Below are 21,018 nucleotides of genomic sequence, written 5' to 3' on the forward strand. Positions count from 1 at the left end.
CCACCTCAACCTGAGCCACCTCAACCTGAGCCACCTCAACCTGAGCCACCTCAACCTGAGCCACCTCAACCTGAGCCACCTCAACCTGAGCCACCTCAACCGGAACCAGCGCTGCCGCTTTCACTGCTTCTGTCGCCACAGAGAAATCCAGTATCGCGATTACCAGTTGTGCGATCGCTACCCACAACCAGTTTTCCCCTTAGACTCGTGAAGGAGCCTTTACCGCAGTCGCCTTTGGTAACACAATTTGCGATCGTCAGAGGAGCTTTGCCAGAATCACTATATTTAATTGCTTCCCCTGCCGATCCCGATACTGCCTGTTCCACTCCCGGTATCCCTAACGTGGTGGGAGCAAAGCTGGGGACAAAATGCCTGACAATTTCTTCAGCACAATCAGGTAATTCTGGACAATTGATCGCATACGATGATGATTCCTCATCAACTAACCTTGGAATCACAAATCCAGGAGGTCAGTCGCCAAAACCAGCAGGTGATGGCGCGGGTAATAGCGGACTATCGATCTCATCCGGCGATAATGGTAATGTATTGCCTTCAACCAATCAGCCTTCAAACACATTTGAGGCAAATCCCACGCTTGGGAAGCCTACAGATGGTGGCTCGAATGGTTCATCAACAAATGGAACGGATAATGGCGGACAATCGATCTCATCCGGCGATGATGGTAACGTATTGCCTTCAACCAATCAGCCTTCAAACACATCTGAGGTAACCCCAACGCTCGATCGGCCTACAGATGTTGGCTCGAATGGTTCATCAACAAATGGAACGGATAATAGCGGACTATCGATCGCATCCGGCGATGATGGTGAAGTATCGCATTCAACCAATCAGCCTTCAAACACATTTGAGGCAACCCCAACGCTTGAGAAGCCTACAGATGGTGGCTCGAATAATCCCGACACTCCCCCTCCCACAAGTCCCAGCATTTCCATTACGCCAAATGTGCCTGAGCCGACCAACGAGCTTAACACGCCATCAGATGGTGGCTCAAATGATTCCTCAATAGCTCAAGGTACTCAGCCCTCGACATTAGGAGAGCAAAATAATCCTAACAATTCCATTACTACTTCAACAGAGCAAGCAAGTCAGCCTTCAGCATCGCCAACACCATCAAATCAAAATACTGCTACTTCAACAGGCACTTCTCAAACCACAACATCGCCAACACCATCAAATCAAAATACCGCTACTTCAACAGGCACTTCTCAAACCACAACATCGCCAACACCATCAAATCCAAATACCGCTACTTCAATAGGTACTGCTCAAACCACAACATCGCCAACACCATCAAATCAAAATACCGCTACTTCAACAGGCACTTCTCAAACCACAACATCGCCAACACCATCAAATCAAAATACCGCTACTTCAACAGGCACTTCTCAAACCACAACATCGCCAACACCATCAAATCAAAATACCGCTACTTCAACAGGCACTTCTCAAACCACAACATCGCCAACACCATCAAATCAAAGCAGTACAAATTCTGCCGGAGGTCAACAAAATCAGCCCACAGAATCAGCAGGACAAACTAATCAAAACAGTACTGCTTCTAATTCAAGAATTCAACAAAATCGACCATCAATATCGCCAGGAAGAAATAATCAAACCGATCCCAAAATCGCACAAAAAATGCAAGAGTGCGAACAACAAGTGGATTCTCTCAAAGGGGCGAATCCGGGTAATCGTACTCAGGTAACCTATGAAAAACTAATTCTGTGTTACGAGCAAAATTTAGCGATCGCTAAACAACACAATAATCGACAGTGGGAACAGTACGCGGTGAATAATTTGGCGGTAACTTACTTTGTCATAGGAGATTACGCTAACTCCATTAAATACCATAAAGAACATTTAGAATTAGCGCGTAAAATGGAAAATCGCCTGGGAGAAGCCCTAGCTTTAGGAGGTTTAGGAGCGGCTTATGGAGCAATTGGAAATTATACTGAAGCGATTAAATATTATAACGAAAGTTTAGCAATTACGGAAGCAATACCCGCCCGTGAGTGGGAGGGGCCAACAAAGAGAAATCTGGGTAATGCTTACCTTGCCCAAGGGGACTATAACAAAGCGATCGAATATCAGGAGCAGAGTTTAGCCCTGGTGCGACAAAATAAAGACCGCTACGGAGAGGCACAGGCGCTGGGAAATTTGGGCAATGTCTACACTGCTTTGGGTAACTTTCCACGTGCGATCGAATACCACCAGCAGAGTTTGGTTATCGCCAGAGAAATAGGCGATCGCCTACAGGAAGCACAAGCACTGTTGAATATAGGCACTACCTACTCTTCTGCGGGTGAATATGACAAAGCGCTTGAATACCATAAACAAAGTTTGGCTCTAGTTCAGGAACTCCGCGCCCGTTTAGGAGAAGGAATTGCTCTGACTAATTTGGGAGATGCTTTGTTTCACTTGCGCCAACTGATCGAATCGGAAAAAAACCTATTTGCTGGCGTGGAAGTTTGGGAATCTCTGCGGTCTGAATTAGGAATTAGTAATGATTCTGATGCTAACAAAGTATCAATTTTTGAAATCCAATCTACCACATATCGCAATCTTCAAGAAGTACTGAGCGACCAGAGTAAAATCGATGCAGCGCTGGAAGTGTCCGAACAGGGACGAGCCCGCGCCTACGCTGATTTATTAGCCATAAGGCTAGGATATACTTCAGGCGATCGCACAACCATCGAACCACCAAACATTGAGAAAATCAAACAAATTGCTAAAGCTCAAAATGCAACACTTGTTGAATATTCGATTACTTATAGTGTTTTTGACGTTCAAGGAAAGCGACAAGCCAAGGAATCCGAACTCTTTATCTGGGTAATCAAACCAACAGGTGAAGTCGCCTTTCGTCGCATCGACCTAAAACCTTTGTGGCAGCAACAAAATATTTCTTTAGCAGACTTAGTTTCGACTAGCCGCGAATCGATCGGTGTGCGGGGTCGCGGCTTATTTATATCGGCAACAGTAGCAGATAAACCTACTAACCAAGCGCAACAACTTAAACAACTTCATCAACTATTAATCCAGCCAATTGCTGACCTGCTACCAGAAAATCCAGAAGATCGCGTCATTTTCGTACCACAAGAATCTCTATTTCTCGTTCCCTTTGCCGCTTTGCAAGATGCTTCTGGTAAATACTTGATCGAAAAACATACTATTTCGATCGCTCCAGCAATTCAAGTACTAGATTTAACTCATAAGCAACGGCAACAAGTCTCAGAAAATGATGTACTTGTGGTTGGCAATCCTACCATGCCAAAAATTCCTGGCAATCCTGGAGAACCACCGCAGCAGTTGCCGAGTTTACCGGGTGCAGAGCGAGAAGCTACAACTATTGCTACTCTGTTAAATACCCAAGCCATCACTGGCGATCGGGCCACCAAAGTATCTATAGTCCAAAAGATGTCCAACGCCAGAATTATTCATCTGGCTACACACGGATTGCTCGATGATTTTAGACAATTGGGTATGCCCGGTGCGATCGCGCTAGCACCATCCGGTAAAGATGACGGTCTGCTCACCTCCACCGAAATACTAAAATTGAAGCTAAACGCCGAATTAGTTGTCCTGAGTGCCTGTGACACTGGCCGAGGCAAAATTACCGGCGATGGCGTTATCGGCCTATCACGCGCCTTAATTGCCGCAGGCGTTCCCACTGTCATCGTCTCCCTGTGGTCTGTGCCAGATGCCCCCACCGCAGAATTAATGACCGAATTTTATCGCCAGCTGCAAAAGAATCCCGATAAAGTCCAAGCTTTGCGACAAGCGATGCTGGCAACAATCAAAAACCACCCCGATCCGAAGAATTGGGCAGCATTTACCCTCATTGGTTCCCCTGATTAAAATCATGTACGGTGGCATCGCTTGTCTAAAAAATTCCCACTCTTATCTGTGTTCATCTGTGTTCATCTGTCTTCATCTGTGGTAAAAATTTAACCACCGATGGCAACAAACAATTTGACGATATCACTCTTACACTAACGATGCGTAAGGACATGATATAAAGAGAATTTCCAACTAGGATTACTGGCACAAAACAGCAGCGTGGTGGCGGACGTGATCTTCCATAAAAGTCGCGATAAAGTAATAACTGTGATCGTAACCTTCTTGCATCCGTAAGATCAGCGGCACTCCAGCTTTGGCACAAGCTTGTGCAAACACTTCTGGTAGCAATTGTTGCTTGGCGAGAAACACATCGGCAGTGCCTTGATCGATGAGAATGGGACGATCGCACTTAGCCGTCAGTACCAATTCGCTGGCATCGTAGGCACGCCAAGTTTCCCTGTCAGTTCCCAGGTAGTGAGTGAAGGCTTTTTGTCCCCAAGGACAGCGCATTGGTGCGCTGATGGGGGCGAAGGCGGAAACGGACAGGTAGCGATCGCGATTTTTCAAAGCGCAAATCAGCGCCCCGTGACCCCCCATCGAATGACCGAAAATGCCTTGTCGTTCCGGTATAGCTGGGAAATTTTGTGCGATCGCAGCTGGTAGTTCATCCACCACATAACTGTACATCCGATAGTGCGACTTCCAAGGCCCGATCGTGGCATCAACGTAAAAACCCGCACCCGTACCCAAATCCCAATCATCATCCTCACCCGCAATTCCCGTATGGCGAGGGCTAGTATCTGGCGCTACCAGCATCAACCCGTATTCAGCCGCAAATCGCTGCGCCCCCGCCTTCGCCATAAAGTTTTCTTCAGTGCAGGTTAAACCAGAGAGAAAGTAGAGAACAGGGACCGATCGTAATCTAGCTTGCGGTGGTTGGTATACAGCGAATTTCATTTCGCTATTGCAAGCTTGGGAGTGATGACTGTAAAAGCCAATTATACCGCCAAAGCAAGCCGATTCACTGACAAGGTGGAGAGATACAGACATAAATTTTATTTTAGATTTTACAGGACTTCCGCACCCATTTTTGGCGTAGGGGCGGGTTTAGCCGATAAATTAAGCATTTCACAGATATCCCTAGTACAAAACCCGCCCGACAATGCTTGATTTTTCGTGATTTTGTGTAAGACCTGTTTTAGAAACAATAGCTAAAACGTCAAAACAGTGCGAATTGACTTCCCTTGTTGCATCAACTCAAAAGCCTCATTAATCTGCGCGATCGGCATAACGTGAGTTACTTGGTTATCAATATTAATCAAACCATTCATGTACCAGTCCACAATTTGAGGCACATCAGTGCGACCTCTTGCACCTCCAAAAGCAGTACCTTTCCAAACTCGTCCGGTTACTAATTGAAATGGACGAGTACTAATTTCTTGTCCCGCACCAGCCACACCAATAATGACACTTACACCCCAACCTTTGTGACAGCACTCCAAGGCTTGTCGCATCACATTAATATTGCCAATACATTCAAAGCTGTAATCTGCACCACCGCCCGTTAACTCTACCAGATAAGATACCAAATCGCCATCAATTTCTTGAGGATTGACAAAGTGAGTCATGCCAAATTTCTCGGCTAAAATTCGCTTGGCAGGATTGAGATCGACGCCGACAATCATGTTCGCCCCCACCATCCGTGCGCCTTGAATGACATTTAAACCCACACCACCCAAACCAAAAACAACAACATTTGCTCCAGGCTCAACTTTGGCAGTATTAATAACTGCACCGATGCCTGTTGTAACGCCACAACCTATTAAACAAACTTTATCAAAAGGGGCATCTTCGCGAATTTTGGCTACCGCAATTTCTGGCAACACGGTATAGTTGGCAAAGGTAGATGTACCCATATAGTGATGGAGTGGTTGCCCATCGATCGAGAAGCGACTCGTACCATCTGGCATCACGCCACGCCCTTGAGTTGTGCGAATTGCTTGACAAAGATTAGTTTTTCTGCTAAGACAGTATTTACAATTGCGGCATTCTGGGATGTAAAGGGGAATAATGCGATCGCCCGGTTTAACGCTTGTCACACCAGACCCCACTTCAACGACAACCCCTGCACCTTCATGACCTAAAATGGCGGGAAATAAGCCTTCAGGATCGGCCCCAGAGAGAGTGTAAGCATCGGTATGGCAGACTCCGGTGGCTTTGATTTCGACGAGGACTTCTCCCTCTTTTGGCCCTTCTAATTGTACAGTTTCGATGCTTAACGGTTTACCAGCCTCAAAAGCAACAGCAGCTTTTACGTCCACAGCAATACTCCTAAAAGTTTGGGTTGTAAGATGATTTTATAATCGAATAATATATAGCAATCCTAAATGAGATGTAAACAAATGGTAGGTTGGGTTAGACGCGGTAATTAACTTATAATGCTCACAGATAGGTCTTTTCCCGCGTCGTCACCCAACATTCACTATTACAGGGGTTCCCGCTGTTATAGGTACAGGAAGTAAGGGCGAAGCATTCCGGTAATTAACCTCTGCATATAACCAATAAGTTATTTGCCGGAATGCTTCGCCCCTACGCCCTTATTAAAATGTACTCTATTACAGCGGGAACTGCTATAAATATGTGTTCACGACTCATTTAGGATTGCTATAGGTAATTCAGACTTAGGATGGTAAAAGTAAAAACTTTAGCTTGCAAACCTTACTGGGCAAGGCTTTTAGCTAAAAATTACTTTCTCAACCAAATCGTTGCTTAGTCAGGCTGCCAACAAATTTAGCACAGTAAGTACGGAAGAACCTCGATTGCTTAACTACCTCGGTGGTTGGATGTTAGTCTGCCCTAGATTAGGCAAGTTAGTAATGTGGGTATAAGTAAGGGTGAGCTTTGTTGGAAAGTTAATATTTTAAGGTAAGAAAGTGATATGGATATACTGTTAGGAATTTGCATAGGCGTTAGTTTGAGCGCCGCAAGCGGATTTCGGGTATTTGTGCCGCCTTTGGTGATGAGTATGGCGGCGCTTTCGGGATATTTGACCCTAGCGCCCGGTTTTGAGTGGATTGGCACTTATGAGGCCCTGACGGCGTTTGCGATCGCAACTGCGATCGAAGTTATGGGATACTACATCCCCTGGCTAGATCATATATTGGATTTGCTGGCTACACCGATCGCAGTAGTAACTGGCACCATCATCACCGCTTCCATGTTTTCTCATCCAGATCCCCTGCTTCAGTGGACTGTAGCGGTAATAGCAGGCGGTGGTTCTGCTGGAATTTTTAAATCATTAACGAGTCTCACCCGCTTTGTTTCAACGGGAACAACTGGAGGAATTGCTAACCCCATATTTTCCACGATTGAATTGGGAAGTTCGTTTGTTTTGTCGGTATTGGGGATAGTATTGCCGACATTGACTACTCTTTTATTGGCTATCTTGGTGGCGTTTGGGATCGCAAAAATATGGCAGCGTCGGGCGACTAAACAGCAAGAGCAATTCTGAAAAATTGAGAAAATTAGGCTATTTCGGAGTTGTCATGCTTTTGTTCATAAAAAAAGCGAAAACCTTTATCAGTGCTGGTTGCTAGCGGTATTGTAGCAGTTTGCACGACGATTTTCATCGTAGAGGGAGTCATGATTTTTGATTCGATTTAACCGACTGCTCCACTAACCAATACAACAGATAACTAAAGGGAGCGGCGCTAAAAGATATCAAAGCAATTATAGCATCTCGCGGTAAAATACCATCTAACCAACTAGCTTGGATAGTCGCAACTGGAAAGCGAGAATCTAACCCTATTTGCAGGCGGTTTGTTTGCCCGGAAATGCGTACTTCTAAGCCTTGGGGAGATTGGGGGTGAAGTTGTATATTTCGCAGCAGTTTAACGCCTGGTTCTTCAGTTATCAAAAACTGATTTTGTTCGATATTGCGTTCCTGACCTGCCATGCGAAGTTTGCCTTCCAGTATAGTAGAATTAGATAATTCATCTTTCACATCAATACCAGTTTGCTCAATTTGGTAAAATTGCACATCTTTTACTTCTAAGTTACCCCGCAACCATTGGCTTGGTTCAGTTTTTTTGGGGTCGGGTAAGTCTATAAATAAATCTGTGGTTTGTGACAGTAGCAACCTTAGTTGTTGAATATCAGGTTTAAAAATAACTTCCAATTCAAAAGGATTAGGATTATTAAGACTGGTTTTCAGTTTAGGTAAGCGGTAATCTTCTAGCTGAAGTTTCAGAGGTTTATCGCCGAGTGCAAGCTGTAATAAATTGGCAGGAGTTTTTTCTGCTTGGTTTACAGATGGTTGCAGTGATAGGGAAAGTTGATTTACGTTGGTATAAGAGTTATAACTCAGTCGTTTAACAGTTGTGTCTGGTTGCAGCCGCAGTTCCAAGAGATCAATTTGGCTGCTTTCTTGAGGATTTACTGGGGAAAGGCTCCATTTGCTCGTTTCCTTGGGTAATTCAATTGTCAGCGTGTTTAATTTATTTAGTTGCGGATAAGATTTACTTTCAAATTTTCCGGTTAAGGTCATGGTTTGAATGCCGCTAGCCGAGATTTGGTTGAGGTGGCGAATTGAATTGAGAAACAGCTTATTTGAGTTATCGCCTGCATAGATAAAGCTCATTTCTTGCACGATTAGCTGTCCCTCAAAATTGTGGGTGGTGGGTAAGATTGCTGCTAGGGTGAATGCAGTAAAAAACAAAATTAGCAGCATGACAAATGTTTTGGTATTTGCGAATATCAATTTAAACGAATCTATGAGTTTATAGCCTAGCCATAAAAATGAGATAATTGCAAACCAGATACACAAACAAATGCCGTACAGTATCCATGTTAAGGGCTGGACTAGGAGGTTGAGAATTTTTTTTCCGTTTTTATGCCAATGTGTCATAGCTTTAATTAGTTTAGGAAATATAGACCAGAGAATTTTATTACCGGCCTGAAAATTAACGAGTTGACAAATCAGTGGATGTGTCGTCCGCACCCGCCAGGGAATCAATTCCCTGGCTAATAGCGAAAGTCGGTTAAAACCGACTGAAGAAAGTTGCTATTTCTAACAGTCCTCTTCAGAGGACTTTCGCTATTAGCAAGGGGTTTGAACCCCATGCGGGTGAGGGCTGAAGAAAGTTGCTATTTCTTTCTAACAGTCCTCTTCAGAGGACTTTCGCTATTAGCATGGGGTTTGAACCCCATGCGGGTGAGGGCTGAAGAAAGTTGCTATTTCTAACAGTCCTCTTCAGAGGACTTTCGCTATTAGCAAGGGGTTTGAACCCCATGCGGGTGAGGGGGATAGGTGCAAGAGTGGTAGCACAGGTGATTAACCTTATTCCCCTAGCCCAAAATATCCCGAACGCCTTGCCCTACAAATCTCATTATCTCAGCCAATTGGGATTATGCTCAAAAGTAATTTGCCGATTTACTTGTTCTGGCGGTCTACCATATTGCTCTAATTCGGCAACAACGCGCAACTGATAGCGACCCGCAGGCGCATTGCGTCCATCCCAGTTAAAGACGACTTCGCCGCGCTGGGGAGAATTGCGAGAGTTGCGATAGACTACTTGACTGTTGCGGCTAATTTCAAAAGTGGGAATTTTGACGAGTTTGGATGAATAAAGCACGATTTCATATTGACCGGAAGGTTGCCCTAAAATTACTGGTACGTAGACAACCTGAGAACCTAAATTGACAGAAGCTAAGGCGCGTAAGCTGTTAGTTGGAATATTGGCTGCTTTTAAAATCCGGGTAGACCAGTTGAAGGTAAAGTTAGTTTGATTTGGTACAAGGGGAAAGTCATCTAATTGATAGTTTTTGCCCAAAGAACGCACGCTGATATCTGGGGAAGTGTTGCCAATGCGGGGAATTTGCAAACTGAGGTTGTCGCCGAATGTGGGAATGTTGCGGGTGACGAAGGAAATTAGACTAAAAGAACCGCCAACGTTGATGCCAGCAATGCCTTCGCAGCGGTTGTTGTCGCGGCGCATATAGGCAAGGGTTTGGGGGTTGCCGTTGGGACAAGCTTGGGCGGGAAGGCTGTGGAAATTTAAGATTAATAGACTTGTTAGTAGGAATTTGTAGTTCATCGGGTTTTTACTTTTCATTTCAAGATTCCCCAATTACGCAATTTTTCTATCACAACATCGATACGATAAGCGAAACCAAAACCGCCTGTGGTTGGGGCTTGGGTGCGATTGGTGTCAGCAGCATCTTTCGGTGGTTGATTACCATCGGCTATTTGCACCATCATGGCAACCACAACTTGGTTTTGCCTATCGATGACGGGGCCACCCGAATTGCCTTCAGCTAGGTTAGCGTCTATTTGTATTCTTGGGTCACTGCGGCTAACGTTGCTAATTTCTCCAGATACGGCACTCCAAGCACCGCCGTTGCTGGGATGTCCGATGACGCGCACGGGGGTAGTGCGACCGACCCTGCTAGAAGAGATGGGCAAGGGCTTGATATCATCGGGAATGCCCGTAACTTCCAAGACGGCTAAATCTAAGGCGTCATCGGGATTGGTGATTTGCAAGATGCGGGCTGTGTAGCGGGGAGGGAATTGACCCGAAGGCGGTTCGCTGTAAAATTCTACTTCGATTTTTTCACTGGGACTGCGCGTACCTTGGTCGTCGCTGATGACATGGCGATTGGTGACTATCCAAACTGTTTTGCCTTCCCGTTTCACCACCCAGCCAGCACCAATATTATTGCCTCTGGGAGTTTGGGCGATAATTCGGGCGACGGAACGCAAGACATCTACTAAGCGTTCATCTCTCCGACTGGGCAACCATTGTCTGTCGTCTATATTTGGTGGCGGGGGATTTCGCCGTAATGCTAGGAGTCGTTCTGCTTCTTTGAGATTGTTTTGGGCATATACGAAGTTGGGGTCTAAGGCAATTGATTGTTTAAATTCTTCGATTGCTTCTTGTAATTTGCCTTGTTGCTGAAATACAAATCCTAAATTATTGTACGCCAACGTATGAGTGCTGGCTGGAGATCCAGTTGTATCTTCTGGTAATTTCAGTACTTGGCGATAGATAGCGATTGCTTCATCTAGTTTCCCCTGGTTACTAAGTGTAAGACCTAGATTGTTGTAAGTACCAGCATAATTGGGGTCAATTTGAATAGCACGGTAATAGTTGGCGATCGCTTCTTCGAGTTTCTTCTGGTCACTCAGCGCAATGCCCAGATTGTTGTAAGCATTAGCATAGTTGGGGTCGAGTTGGATGGCGCGGCGATAGGATGCGATCGCTTCTTCCAGTTTCTTCTGGTAGTACAGCGCAAGGCCCTGATTGTTGTAAGCAAGAGCAGAGTTGGGGTCGAGTTGGATGGCGCGGCGATAGTTCTCTACTGCTTCATCGAGTTTCTTTTGGTCACTCAGCGCATTCCCCAGATTGTTGTAAGCAATAGCATAGTTGGGGTCGAGTTGGATGGCGCGGCGATAGTTGTTGATCGCTTCTTCCAGTTTCTTCTGGTCTCTCAGCGCAAGGCCCAGATTGTTGTATGCAATAGCTAAGTTAGGGTTTAGTTGGATAGCGCGGCGATAGTTGGCTACTGCTTCTTCCAGTTTCTTCTGGTCTCTCAGCGCAATGCCCAGATTGTTGTATGCAATAGCTAAATTAGGGTCAAGTTGGATAGCGCGGCGATAGTTGGCTACTGCTTCTTCCAGTTTCTTCTGGTCTCTCAGCGCAAGGCCCAGATTGTTGTATGCAATAGCTAAATTAGGGTCAAGTTGGATAGCGTGGCGATAGTTGTTGATCGCTTCATCGAGTTTCTTCTGGTCATACAGTGCAAGGCCCAGATTGATGTAAGCAGCAGCTAAGTTAGGGTCAAGTTGGATAGCGCGGCGCAAAACAGTTACTGCTTCATCGAGTTTTTTCTGGTTTCTCAGATCAAAGCCGAGATTGTTATATGCACCAGCTAAGTTAGGGTCGATTTGGATGGCGCGGCGATAGTTCTCTACTGCTTCATCCAGTTTCTTTTGGTCACTCAGCGCATTGCCCAGATTGTAGTAAGCAAGAGCATAATTGGGGTCGATTTGGATGGCGCGGCGATAGTTCTCTACTGCTTCTTCGAGTTTCTTCTGGTCACTCAGCGCAAGGCCCAGATTGTTGTAAGCAGGAGCTAAGTTGGGGTCGATTTGGATGGCGCGGCGATAGGATGCGATCGCTTCATCGAGTTTCTTCTGGTCATACAGCGCAAGGCCCAGATTGTTGTAAGCACCTGCATTATTTGGGTAAAGTTGAATAGCTTGGCGATAAATACTTTCAGCCTGAGAATAGTTCTTAGACTCTATGGCAACCTTACCTTGCTGAAACAACTCATCAATCGTCTGTCCAACAGCCAACAGAGGTATCGTTACCAGAGATAAACTCAACAGGAGAGGAAATAACCAACGTTTCCGCACGATTACCTGCCATTTCAGACTTTAGGTAGAAGCAATTACTCTTAGTTTACCAAAAAAAACTACCTCAGCAATAAGTCGGCTGGGCGGCGATGGTTGAGTATTTATCTGCAAATTTGGCATTTGTAGCAATATCTACTTGCCAATCGATCCAATTATGTCAGAATTTCAGATATCAGAAACCCGGTTTCTTAAACAAACCGGGCTTCTCCTAAACTAACGCCTCTACTAAAGTTAAGCAATTGAGGTTTCACAATGATTTTCATCAACCCGAAAACAGATTTTGCCTTCAAGAAAATCTTTGGTTCCGAACAAAGCAAAGATATCCTGATCAGTTTCTTAAACGCCATTCTTTATGATGGCAATCCCACTATCGAAGATTTAGAAATCCTCAATCCTTATTTAGCACCTAAGATAAGAGGAATCAAAGATACCTACCTGGATGTCAAAGCCAAAATAACTGGCAACAAAACTGTGATTATCGAGATGCAAGTTTTGAATATTGAAGGTTTTGAGAAGCGAATTTTATATAATGCTGCGAAAGCATATTCGATTCAATTGGATTCAGGGGAAGATTATACCCTGTTGAATCCAGTGATTGCCTTAACAATAACAGATTTTGAAATGTTTCCCAATTTGGATAAAGTAATTTCGCGCTTTGTCCTGAAAGAACAAGATTACTTGGTTGATTATCTGATTTATGATATTGAATTAGTCTTTGTGGAATTACCCAAATTTAACAAAGAACTAGATGATTTAGAGACACTTACTGATAAGTGGATCTATTTTCTCAAAAGTGCTAGAAGTTTGCAAACAGTACCGGAAACGATGGGGGAAGTGCCGGAAATTTATAAGGCTTTTGAAATTGCCAATCAAGCTAACTTGAATCGTGAAGAATTGGAAGATTTACAAAAGCGGGAAATCTTTATTCAAGATCAGCGTAATGCAGTAAAAAAGGCCGTGAAACAAAATGCTGCTGAAATCGCCAAGCGACTTTTTGATATAGGATTAAACGAAGAAACTATTAGTCAAACAACTGGACTTAGCTTGGAAGAAGTGCAAAGTTTGAAGCCGGGTAACTAATATAGCTAGGGACTAGGGACTAGGGGCTAGGGGCTAGGGGAAGAAGGGTTTAGAATCCGCCAACGTTTCAGGAATTCAGAATGTCTTAACCGCCTTGGCGGTTGCTATATCAAAATTCAGAAACCCGGTTTCTTTAAGAAACCGGGTTTCTCTTAAACCATCGCTGCTACCGCTACTTTCAACAATCCTTCAAACAACTTTAACCCATCCGTACCACCCAACATCGCATCCGACGCCCTCTCAGGGTGCGGCATCATCCCTAGCACATTTCCTTTAATATTGCAAATAGCTGCAATATTATTTAATGAACCGTTAGGATTTTCACCTTCGTAGCGGAACAGGACTTGATCGCTATCTTCCAACTCTGCCAAAGTATCGGCATCGGCGTAGTAATTACCCTCGCCGTGGGCGATCGGCAAAGTAATCACTTCCCCTTTTTGATATAATTGCGTCCAAGGTAAGTTAGTCCGTTCTACGCGCAGGGGAATGCGATCGCAAACAAAATGCAAATCCCGATTCCGCACCAACGCCCCAGGTAACAAACCCGCCTCCGTCAGCACCTGGAAACCATTGCAAATCCCCAAAACCAACTTCCCCTTGTTTGCGTGTTCCACTGTAGCCTGCATCACAGGAGAGAAACGTGCGATCGCACCGCAGCGCAAATAATCCCCGTAGCTGAAACCACCCGGAATTACCACCACATCAAGATCCGAAATATCCGTTTCCTCATGCCAAACCATGCGCGTTGGCTGTTTCAAGATATCGCGGGTCACATAAGCGACATCGCGATCGCAATTTGAACCCGGAAAAACCAGCACCCCAAACTTCATACCTTCGCCTCCGCCGGTGCAGACACCTCAGCCAACTCAAAGCGATAATTTTCAATCACCACATTCGCCAACAACTGGTCGCAAATCACATCCAGTTGCTTTGTCGCCGCATCAAGAGACTCAGCAGTCAGCGTTAGTTCGACATACTTCCCTATTCTCACTTGTTCCACATTTTCATAACCCATGTGCTTCAGTCCAGACTGCACAGCCGTACCAGCCGGGTCTAAAACTGAAGGCCGCAGAGTAACATAGATTCGAGCCTGATATTTCAACACAACCATTTTCCCAATAAACGATACTTTAGAGGTTGCAGCTTCCTTATTTTAATGTCGTACCGGGCTATGGTTGTGTGACCAACTGAGTTAGCTTAGAGAAAGGCACGGGTTCTAATCGTAACCAAATTTCAGGATGAAAGCACAACAACACACTCGCAGTCAAAGACGCATTTTGAACTTGCTCAAGAACCTGAACCAAGGGATTTCAGCTCAGGAAATCTATGTTGAACTGCGTAGCCAAAACCAAGGTCTGGGTTTAGCGACAGTCTATCGTGCTTTAGAAGCCTTAAAACGAGAAGGCGCGGTACAGGTAAGAATGTTACCCAATGGCGAGTCTCTTTATAGCTCAGTACATGAAGACAAACATCACATGACTTGTCTAGAGTGCGGTAAATCGATTTCCCTCAATGAATGTCCCGTCCACGAACTAGAAAGCCAGCTGCATCGATCGCACCAGTTCACAATTTTCTATCACACACTGGAATTTTTTGGCCTCTGCAACCAATGTCAGGCGGTTCATCAAGATTAGGGCAGAGGAGCAGAGGGGCAGAGGGGCAGAGGAGAAAATCAATAAAAATGTTCTTTTATGAACAAAAGCATCACAACTCCGAAAGAGCCGAAAAAAGTCAAAAGTCAAAAGTCAAAAGAAAGAATTTTTGACTTTTGGCTTTTAACTTTCCCTACTTGTACTCTTTATTACCAACCTCTCCCACGATCGATCGCATTCCCTCCAAAGTTGCTGGGATACTGCGCGGGTCCATGAACATCACCTTGCTGCTGTCGCTGCTGCCAATCTTTTGACCCATTTCCAGATAATTCTGCGCTAGTAAAAACTGTAGCGCTTCGTGAGCGTGGGGATCTGTGGCGAGAGTTTTGGCAACAATTTGGATCGCCTCAGCGGTAGCTTGCGCCTTCAGAACTTGCTGCTGGCGTTCCGCTTGCGCTTTCAGAACGATCGTCTTTTGTTGACCTTCCGCCTCCAAAATTGCCGCCTTCTGACGAGATTCTGCTTCCAGCACTTGCGCTTCTGCCTTACCTTTGGCAGAGTTAACAGCAGATTCCCGTTCCCCTTCAGAAGTCAGAATAGCCGCCCGCTTTTTACGTTCGGCGGACATTTGCAATTCCATCGCATCCTGTACCGCCTTAGCGGGAATAATATCCCGCAGTTCCACCCGCGTTACCTTCACACCCCAAGGATCGGTAGCGATATCCAAATCATGTAACAAGAGTTCGCTGATTTGAGAACGGGCGGTAAAAGTTTCATCTAACTCCAGTTTGCCGATTTCAGAGCGAATCTGAGTCAGCACCAAGTTTACCATCGCCGACTGGAGATTTTGGACTTTGTAATAAGCTTTCGCCATATCCATGATGCGCCAGTAAACTACCGCATCAACCGTGATAGATACGTTGTCGCGGGTGATACTGGGTTGAGGGGGAATGTCTAAAACTTTTTCGCGAATAGTTTCTTGATAGGCGATGCGATCGATAAACGGAGTCACGAAATTCAGACCGGGTTCCAGTTTCCTACCGTTATACTTGCCCAAACTTTCCACCAAAGCTTCATTGCCTTGGTTAATGATTTTGACCGATCCGGCAATGGTAGAACCACCAAGCGCTAAAAAAATTAACAGAAATAATTGTTCCATATTGAAACTCGCGATTTTTATCTTATTGGGGGTTGAATTTAACTAATCTGAAAGGTTTTCTGGCATCACAATCAGCGTGATACCTTGTCGTCCCACAACGTAAACTTTCTGGTTGGGAGACAAGCTGATTTTTTCATCGCTACAACGGGCCCGCCAAGAATTGCCTTCGTACAGTACCCGCCCCGTCTCTCCTGGCGGAATCTCAGTCATTGTCTCCCCCTCGGTGGCATCCTGAATAGAGAATACCTTACGCTTGGGTAGCAAGCGACGGGATAGGAAAATCAAAGTCGTAGAAAGTAAGAGCCAAATCAGCACCTGCAATTGAGGACTTCGCACTACAGTAGAAAGCAAACCTACCATCAGAGCGCTCAGTCCCATCGTGAATGCCGTAAAAGCAGTTGGCAAAAATAGCTCCACCGAGCAAAGCACCGCCCCTAGCACCAACCAGAACATGATGGGGCTAATTCCCAAGAGGGTTGGTGCGGTAGAAACTTTACCTGCCGCCCCCGCCAAAAACCAGATGATCGTAAGACTTAATAACATAATTGATGTTCCGGTCACTAGATTGACACAAGATAGGATGAACTACCTCACCCTAGCCAGGTACGATGGAGAGGGTGTTCTACATTGCGTTCACTACAACAGTTAATACCTAAATTTCCCTGACTGTGAGTGCAATTTTTTCCATTCCCACTCCGATTTAAGATTTTTTTTATAAATTTTGCCGATTATGAGCAGTTCCGAACCGCCAATTAATCGCTACCTTTGGGCTGCTGACCCAGCATCAGCGCAGATCCCAGCAGGAGAGCTAGTAGAAGGCAGATATCAGGTTGTTGCACCCCAAATTTGGCTGGATACACAACCAGAACTGCCACCTCATGTTCCCCAGGAATTACCTGACCAGGCGATTCCTTACCTACGCCTATTCCCTTTGCGTCTCCATATACCCGAAGTCTACGGTTTGGCTGTGCTGGACGAGGAACTAGAAACCGCTGAGGTAATGCTTCTAGAAAACGTGCCGATCGACGAAGAGGGAAACCTTTACCCCTCCATTGTAGAGGCTTGGCATCAGGCGAGGCCAGTACGACAGGTATATTGGCTGTGGCAAATGCTCGAATTGTGGACACCTTTAGCGGAACTGGGGGTAGCTTCGACGCTGCTGGTGCCAGAAAATGTCCGAGTTCAAGGTTGGCGGGTATGGCTGTTGGAATTGTATGCCGATGCAGCAGAGTTACAAGAAAATGTGTCTTTAAAGGATCTGGGCGAGTGCTGGATGGATTGGACAGGGACAGCAAAAGACCCTGTAGCCCAGCGACTGCGAGAGATTGGTCAGCAAATGCGTAGTGGCGAGGTGGAGTTGGAGGCTGTAGCCACTCAGCTCAACCAGCTATTGTTAGAGCAAGCCGCTCAACTTCCCTTACGGTTGCAAGTGTCAGGGGCAAGCGATCCCGGACCGATGCGCCAAAGCAACGAAGATACCTGCTATCCCACAAATCTGGATATCTACAATCGCGATGAGCCGCCTAACGACGAGCTTTTCCCCTACTTAACCATAGTTTGCGATGGGATTGGCGGTCATGAAGGAGGTGAGGTAGCCAGCGAAATCGCACTGCAAACCCTCAAACTCCAGCTGCGGGCGTTGCGAATGGAAGTGACCGCACAAACGCAAATCGTACCGCCGAAGTTAGTTATAGACCAACTGACGGCAATTATCCGGGTGGTCAATAACATGATTTCCAACCAGAATGACGCCCAAGGCAGGGAATTCCGCCAGCGAATGGGTACAACTCTGGTTATGGGCCTCCAGTTGCCCCAAAAGATCCAGACAGCAAATGGGGAAGTGTTGGGGAATGCCCACGAACTCTATATTGCTAGCGTTGGAGATAGCCGCATCTACTGGATAACCGCTGATTACTGCCAGCAACTGACTGTGGATGATGATGTGGCAACCCGCGAAGTTCGGATGGGACGCAGCTTGCACCGGGAGGCGCTACGCCGATCGGATGGCGGTGCGTTGACTCAGGCGCTGGGGACGCGAGATGCCGAACTCCTCCGTCCGACGATTCAGCGCTTTATTGTGGAAGAAGATGGTCTGCTGCTGTTATGTTCGGACGGGCTTTCCGATCGCGGTTGGGTGGAGAAGTCCTGGAAGGATTACGCCAAGCCGGTTCTTAAAGGTAAGCTTTCCGTTGAAGCAGCTGTTAACTCTTGGATCGACCTGGCTAACGAAAAGAATGGTCACGATAATACGTCGATCGTACTCAGCTGCTGTCTCCTCTCTCCAGAACCCCCAGTGCTGTTCGATCCCAAGAGTGTAGAACCAGATACAGAAGTGCCTACCGCTCCTATGGAATCGGAACTTACAGATGCTTCCAGAGCGTTGCTTTATGATGAATCAACCGCGCCAGATCGGCAAGCAGCTGGCGTTGGCACTCAGCAAAGCGATCGCAGCACAACAGTGCTGGGGGTGCTGGCATTGCTGCTGATCCTCGTTTTTGCTGGGTATGGGCTTTGGCGGACGTTCTATTCTCAAAGTTCTCAGTCGCCAACACCGACACCGCAAGAATCTCCTAACTAGCTTTGGGCCTAGGGGCCTCAAAAGTCAAAAGTCAAAAGTCAAAAGTCAAAAAGGGCTAGGGGAGGAGTAGGAGAGCGGAAAAGTGGGAGAGAGAATGACCACTGACAACTGACCACTGACAACTGACCACTGACAACTGACCACTGACGACTGACCACTCCATCCAAGTTCATGCCAAAACGGTATAAGTTTTGATGCCGTTCTATGCAAAGATAAAAAGGTTGTCTGGAGCAGTCCTGAAGGTGCCCCAAAAGGAAATTCTAAAATTTATGAAAGTTGGCGATCGCGTCCGCATCAAAGAGTCTGTTATTGTTTACCATCATCCCGAACATCGCGGCCAACCCTTTGATGCTAAAGATTTGGAAGGAGATGTCGTGGCCATTATTCATGAGTGGAAAGGTAGACCTGTGAGCGCTAACCTTCCTGTACAAGTCAAATTTGACAAAAAATTTCGAGGACACTTCCGCGAAAATGAGCTAGAAGTCTTATCCTAGCGACTTCCCCAGCGAAACCAACTAAAAATGTTGACCTCGGTCTTCATCTTCTTCAGGTCTTGCCGGTGGCGTTCCGCTGTCATGTAATACCACCGGCAATAACGCTCAAATTCTTGACGATAGCTAATTTCTTGATAAAACTCGCTGGTTGCTTGGTAGGCAGCAAAAGTTTCATCAGCTGCTGGCGACTTTGGGATAATTTGTCTTAATTCGTCTGACATTAGACTAGGTTAGGGGCTAGGGGCTAGGGGCTAGGGGCTAGGGGCTAGAAAAGTTAAAAGTCAAAAGTCAAAAGTCAAAAGGAGCATGGGGCATGGGATCGTTTCCCAGGGGTAGCCCAAAATCCAAAATCTAAAATTGCTTAGAGCCAACCCCGGAGGCGATAGATTCCTATACCAATGTATTCTTTTAGAGCGCGGGTTGTGTCCCCCAGTCTGCCGGTGTCGGGCAGGAGATTCAGCAGTTTTCCTTGCCAAGTGTCTTGCTCTTTGAGATTTCCTTCTGTAACTAGAAAGTCAGTGGGTGCGGGGATTGCTTCAATTCCCTGACGCTTGAAGATTGCGATCGATCTCGGCATATGCAGTGCAGAGGTTACCAGCAGGACACGACGTTCTATATTCTTAGTGTCTAGGATTTTCTTGACATTGACGGCATTTTCGTAAGTGTTGAGGGAAGTGGGGTCTTGCAAAATAGCTGACTTGGGAACGCCCATTGCTTCGACAATTTCTGCCATATCTTGAGATTCTGATGGCCCACCGTTTTTCCAATCGATCCGACCGCCGCTGAGAATGATGGTGGGAGCTTTGCCTTCTCGGTATAACTTGGCACCGTAGAGGACGCGATCGCCTTCTTGGGCTACTTCTACCCAAGGTCGCGGCGGATTCTTCGGTAGCACTCCACCTCCCAACACGACGATAGCTGGTGCTTGTGGGAGTTCTGCGGCTGGGATATTTTGCCATTCTAGCGATCGCACTACAGCGTTAGACACCCACCCATTACTTGCCAAAAGCAAGACTAGCAAAGCCAAGAAAATTGCGATCGCCGACCATCTGGGCCGTTTCCACAGCGTCACCAAAGCCACAATCATCAGTATGCAGGCTAGCCCCAAAGGGTAAAGGAAAACAGGCAGTAGTTTAGATAAAAATAAAAACATCTGTATTTTGGATTTTGGATTTTAGATTTCAAATTGAAGTTAAATTTTAATTTGAAATCTCCAGAGGCTTGCAGTTGCGTGAAGTAACCTCAGAAACCAGATTTCTTTGTACCTTATATCATATCTTACGCATCGGTTACCTAAAAAATTCTGGCGATCATTCTTATCTGCGTTAATCTGCGTGTATCTGCCTTCATCTGCGGTAAAAATTTAACCCAGATGACAACAGACAATTTGACGATATCACTACTTATGCTAACGATGCAACCGGACACGATAGTATAATCATCACTTTTTGCGGGGGTTTTTCCAGAAAAACCAGCTATAACGATGTGGGTGTCGTTGTTTCTTTTGTCGCTGCTTGAAATCTTCTTTAGTCTGGATAAGGCGACCTTCTCTGTTCAGTTCAGAAGTCGTTTCTTGCGGAAGATTGGGTAATTCTGTGCTTTTCCACCCAGCGACTATCCAGCTAGTAGATAATGTGCCCAGCATTGCCAAAAATAAGCTCAAAGCGACTGACTGTCGAAGCAACAAAAAGCCCAGTAGAAAAAACAAACCCACCCAAAGCCCAGCTGAAACGCCCTCAGATATAGAGTCAAATTTTGGCATTAGTCAGTTGTCAGTTGTCAGTTGTCAGTTGTCAGTTGTCAGTTGTCAGTTGTCAGTTGTCAGTTGTCAGTTGTCAGTT

20 protein-coding genes are annotated in these 21,018 nt (G+C 45.9%); 7 read left to right on the forward strand and 13 right to left on the reverse strand.

The window, feature by feature from the left end:
- Nucleotides 1-187, reverse strand: a 187-nt coding sequence (locus LAY57_RS19010; RefSeq protein ID WP_249068386.1) for a hypothetical protein, incomplete at its 3' end; no start/stop codon positions are given.
- A gap of 47 nt (nt 188-234) precedes the next feature.
- Between LAY57_RS19010 and LAY57_RS19015 the strand changes: the two genes are divergently transcribed.
- Nucleotides 235-3,876, forward strand: a complete 3,642-nt coding sequence (locus tag LAY57_RS19015) for a CHAT domain-containing protein (protein WP_249068387.1) — start codon at nt 235-237, stop codon at nt 3,874-3,876.
- A 180-nt stretch (nt 3,877-4,056) separates the two neighbouring features.
- Here the strand turns inward: LAY57_RS19015 and fghA are convergent, their stop codons facing one another.
- Together fghA and LAY57_RS19025 are read right to left on the reverse strand one after the other, a co-directional pair.
- Nucleotides 4,057-4,908, reverse strand: a complete 852-nt coding sequence (gene fghA, locus LAY57_RS19020) for an S-formylglutathione hydrolase (RefSeq protein ID WP_249068388.1) — start codon at nt 4,906-4,908, stop codon at nt 4,057-4,059.
- 161 nt (nt 4,909-5,069) lie between these two features.
- Nucleotides 5,070-6,179, reverse strand: a complete 1,110-nt coding sequence (locus LAY57_RS19025) for an S-(hydroxymethyl)glutathione dehydrogenase/class III alcohol dehydrogenase (protein WP_249068389.1) — start codon at nt 6,177-6,179, stop codon at nt 5,070-5,072.
- A gap of 617 nt (nt 6,180-6,796) precedes the next feature.
- On the opposite strand from LAY57_RS19025, the gene LAY57_RS19030 reads away from it, so the two are divergent.
- Nucleotides 6,797-7,369: a DUF4126 domain-containing protein gene (locus LAY57_RS19030; protein ID WP_249068390.1), complete on the forward strand. Its 573-nt coding sequence runs from the start codon at nt 6,797-6,799 to the stop codon at nt 7,367-7,369.
- A 129-nt stretch (nt 7,370-7,498) separates the two neighbouring features.
- On the opposite strand, the gene LAY57_RS19035 is transcribed toward LAY57_RS19030, so the two are convergent.
- From LAY57_RS19035 to LAY57_RS19045, 3 genes are all read right to left on the reverse strand, one after another.
- Nucleotides 7,499-8,587: a hypothetical protein gene (locus LAY57_RS19035; protein ID WP_249068391.1), complete on the reverse strand. Its 1,089-nt coding sequence runs from the start codon at nt 8,585-8,587 to the stop codon at nt 7,499-7,501.
- A 658-nt stretch (nt 8,588-9,245) separates the two neighbouring features.
- Nucleotides 9,246-9,971: a T9SS type B sorting domain-containing protein gene (locus LAY57_RS19040; protein WP_249068392.1), complete on the reverse strand. Its 726-nt coding sequence runs from the start codon at nt 9,969-9,971 to the stop codon at nt 9,246-9,248.
- Nucleotides 9,968-12,274 (reverse strand): tetratricopeptide repeat protein, encoded by a 2,307-nt coding sequence (locus tag LAY57_RS19045; protein WP_249068393.1) that lies wholly within the window; start codon nt 12,272-12,274, stop codon nt 9,968-9,970. The genes LAY57_RS19040 and LAY57_RS19045 overlap by 4 nt, the downstream gene beginning before the upstream one ends.
- A 252-nt stretch (nt 12,275-12,526) precedes the next feature.
- Here LAY57_RS19045 and LAY57_RS19050 point away from each other — a divergent pair, with 252 nt between their 5' ends.
- A complete protein-coding gene (locus LAY57_RS19050) occupies nt 12,527-13,354 on the forward strand; it encodes an Rpn family recombination-promoting nuclease/putative transposase (RefSeq protein ID WP_249068394.1) in 828 nt (275 codons plus the stop codon).
- A 152-nt stretch (nt 13,355-13,506) separates the two neighbouring features.
- On the opposite strand, the gene purQ is transcribed toward LAY57_RS19050, so the two are convergent.
- Together purQ and purS are read right to left on the reverse strand one after the other, a co-directional pair.
- On the reverse strand, nt 13,507-14,184 hold the full coding sequence (gene purQ, locus LAY57_RS19055) for a phosphoribosylformylglycinamidine synthase subunit PurQ (protein ID WP_249068395.1): 678 nt from the start codon (nt 14,182-14,184) through the stop codon (nt 13,507-13,509).
- Nucleotides 14,181-14,465 (reverse strand): phosphoribosylformylglycinamidine synthase subunit PurS, encoded by a 285-nt coding sequence (purS, locus tag LAY57_RS19060; RefSeq protein ID WP_249068396.1) that lies wholly within the window; start codon nt 14,463-14,465, stop codon nt 14,181-14,183. Before purS ends, purQ begins: the two co-directional genes overlap by 4 nt.
- Before the next feature lie 127 nt (nt 14,466-14,592).
- Here purS and LAY57_RS19065 point away from each other — a divergent pair, with 127 nt between their 5' ends.
- Nucleotides 14,593-14,988: a Fur family transcriptional regulator gene (locus tag LAY57_RS19065; protein WP_249068397.1), complete on the forward strand. Its 396-nt coding sequence runs from the start codon at nt 14,593-14,595 to the stop codon at nt 14,986-14,988.
- Between the two features lie 151 nt (nt 14,989-15,139).
- Here LAY57_RS19065 and LAY57_RS19070 read toward each other — a convergent pair whose 3' ends face one another.
- Together LAY57_RS19070 and LAY57_RS19075 are read right to left on the reverse strand one after the other, a co-directional pair.
- Nucleotides 15,140-16,105, reverse strand: coding sequence for an SPFH domain-containing protein (locus LAY57_RS19070; RefSeq protein ID WP_249068398.1), 966 nt, complete (start codon nt 16,103-16,105; stop codon nt 15,140-15,142).
- A gap of 42 nt (nt 16,106-16,147) precedes the next feature.
- On the reverse strand, nt 16,148-16,648 hold the full coding sequence (locus LAY57_RS19075) for an NfeD family protein (RefSeq protein ID WP_249068399.1): 501 nt from the start codon (nt 16,646-16,648) through the stop codon (nt 16,148-16,150).
- A 187-nt stretch (nt 16,649-16,835) separates the two neighbouring features.
- Here LAY57_RS19075 and LAY57_RS19080 point away from each other — a divergent pair, with 187 nt between their 5' ends.
- Nucleotides 16,836-18,683: a protein phosphatase 2C domain-containing protein gene (locus tag LAY57_RS19080; RefSeq protein WP_249068400.1), complete on the forward strand. Its 1,848-nt coding sequence runs from the start codon at nt 16,836-16,838 to the stop codon at nt 18,681-18,683.
- A gap of 38 nt (nt 18,684-18,721) precedes the next feature.
- Here the strand turns inward: LAY57_RS19080 and LAY57_RS19085 are convergent, their stop codons facing one another.
- The gene (locus LAY57_RS19085) at nt 18,722-18,934 is read right to left on the reverse strand and encodes a hypothetical protein (protein WP_249068401.1); all 213 of its coding nucleotides are present in this window, start codon (nt 18,932-18,934) and stop codon (nt 18,722-18,724) included.
- 18 nt (nt 18,935-18,952) lie between these two features.
- Here LAY57_RS19085 and LAY57_RS19090 point away from each other — a divergent pair, with 18 nt between their 5' ends.
- Nucleotides 18,953-19,177, forward strand: coding sequence for a ferredoxin-thioredoxin reductase variable chain (locus LAY57_RS19090; RefSeq protein WP_249068402.1), 225 nt, complete (start codon nt 18,953-18,955; stop codon nt 19,175-19,177).
- Here the strand turns inward: LAY57_RS19090 and LAY57_RS19095 are convergent.
- Both LAY57_RS19095 and LAY57_RS19100 read right to left on the reverse strand, forming a co-directional pair.
- Nucleotides 19,174-19,398: a hypothetical protein gene (locus LAY57_RS19095; protein WP_249068403.1), complete on the reverse strand. Its 225-nt coding sequence runs from the start codon at nt 19,396-19,398 to the stop codon at nt 19,174-19,176. The genes LAY57_RS19090 and LAY57_RS19095 overlap by 4 nt on opposite strands.
- Nucleotides 19,399-19,538: 140 nt before the next feature.
- Nucleotides 19,539-20,330 (reverse strand): YdcF family protein, encoded by a 792-nt coding sequence (locus LAY57_RS19100; protein ID WP_249068404.1) that lies wholly within the window; start codon nt 20,328-20,330, stop codon nt 19,539-19,541.
- Nucleotides 20,331-20,772: 442 nt separating this feature from the next.
- Here LAY57_RS19100 and LAY57_RS19105 point away from each other — a divergent pair.
- Nucleotides 20,773-21,018, forward strand: a 246-nt coding sequence (locus LAY57_RS19105) for a hypothetical protein (protein WP_249068405.1), incomplete at its 3' end; no start/stop codon positions are given.

It is taken from the genome of Argonema antarcticum A004/B2, from assembly GCF_023333585.1.
GTDB lineage: Bacteria > Cyanobacteriota > Cyanobacteriia > Cyanobacteriales > Aerosakkonemataceae > Argonema > Argonema antarcticum.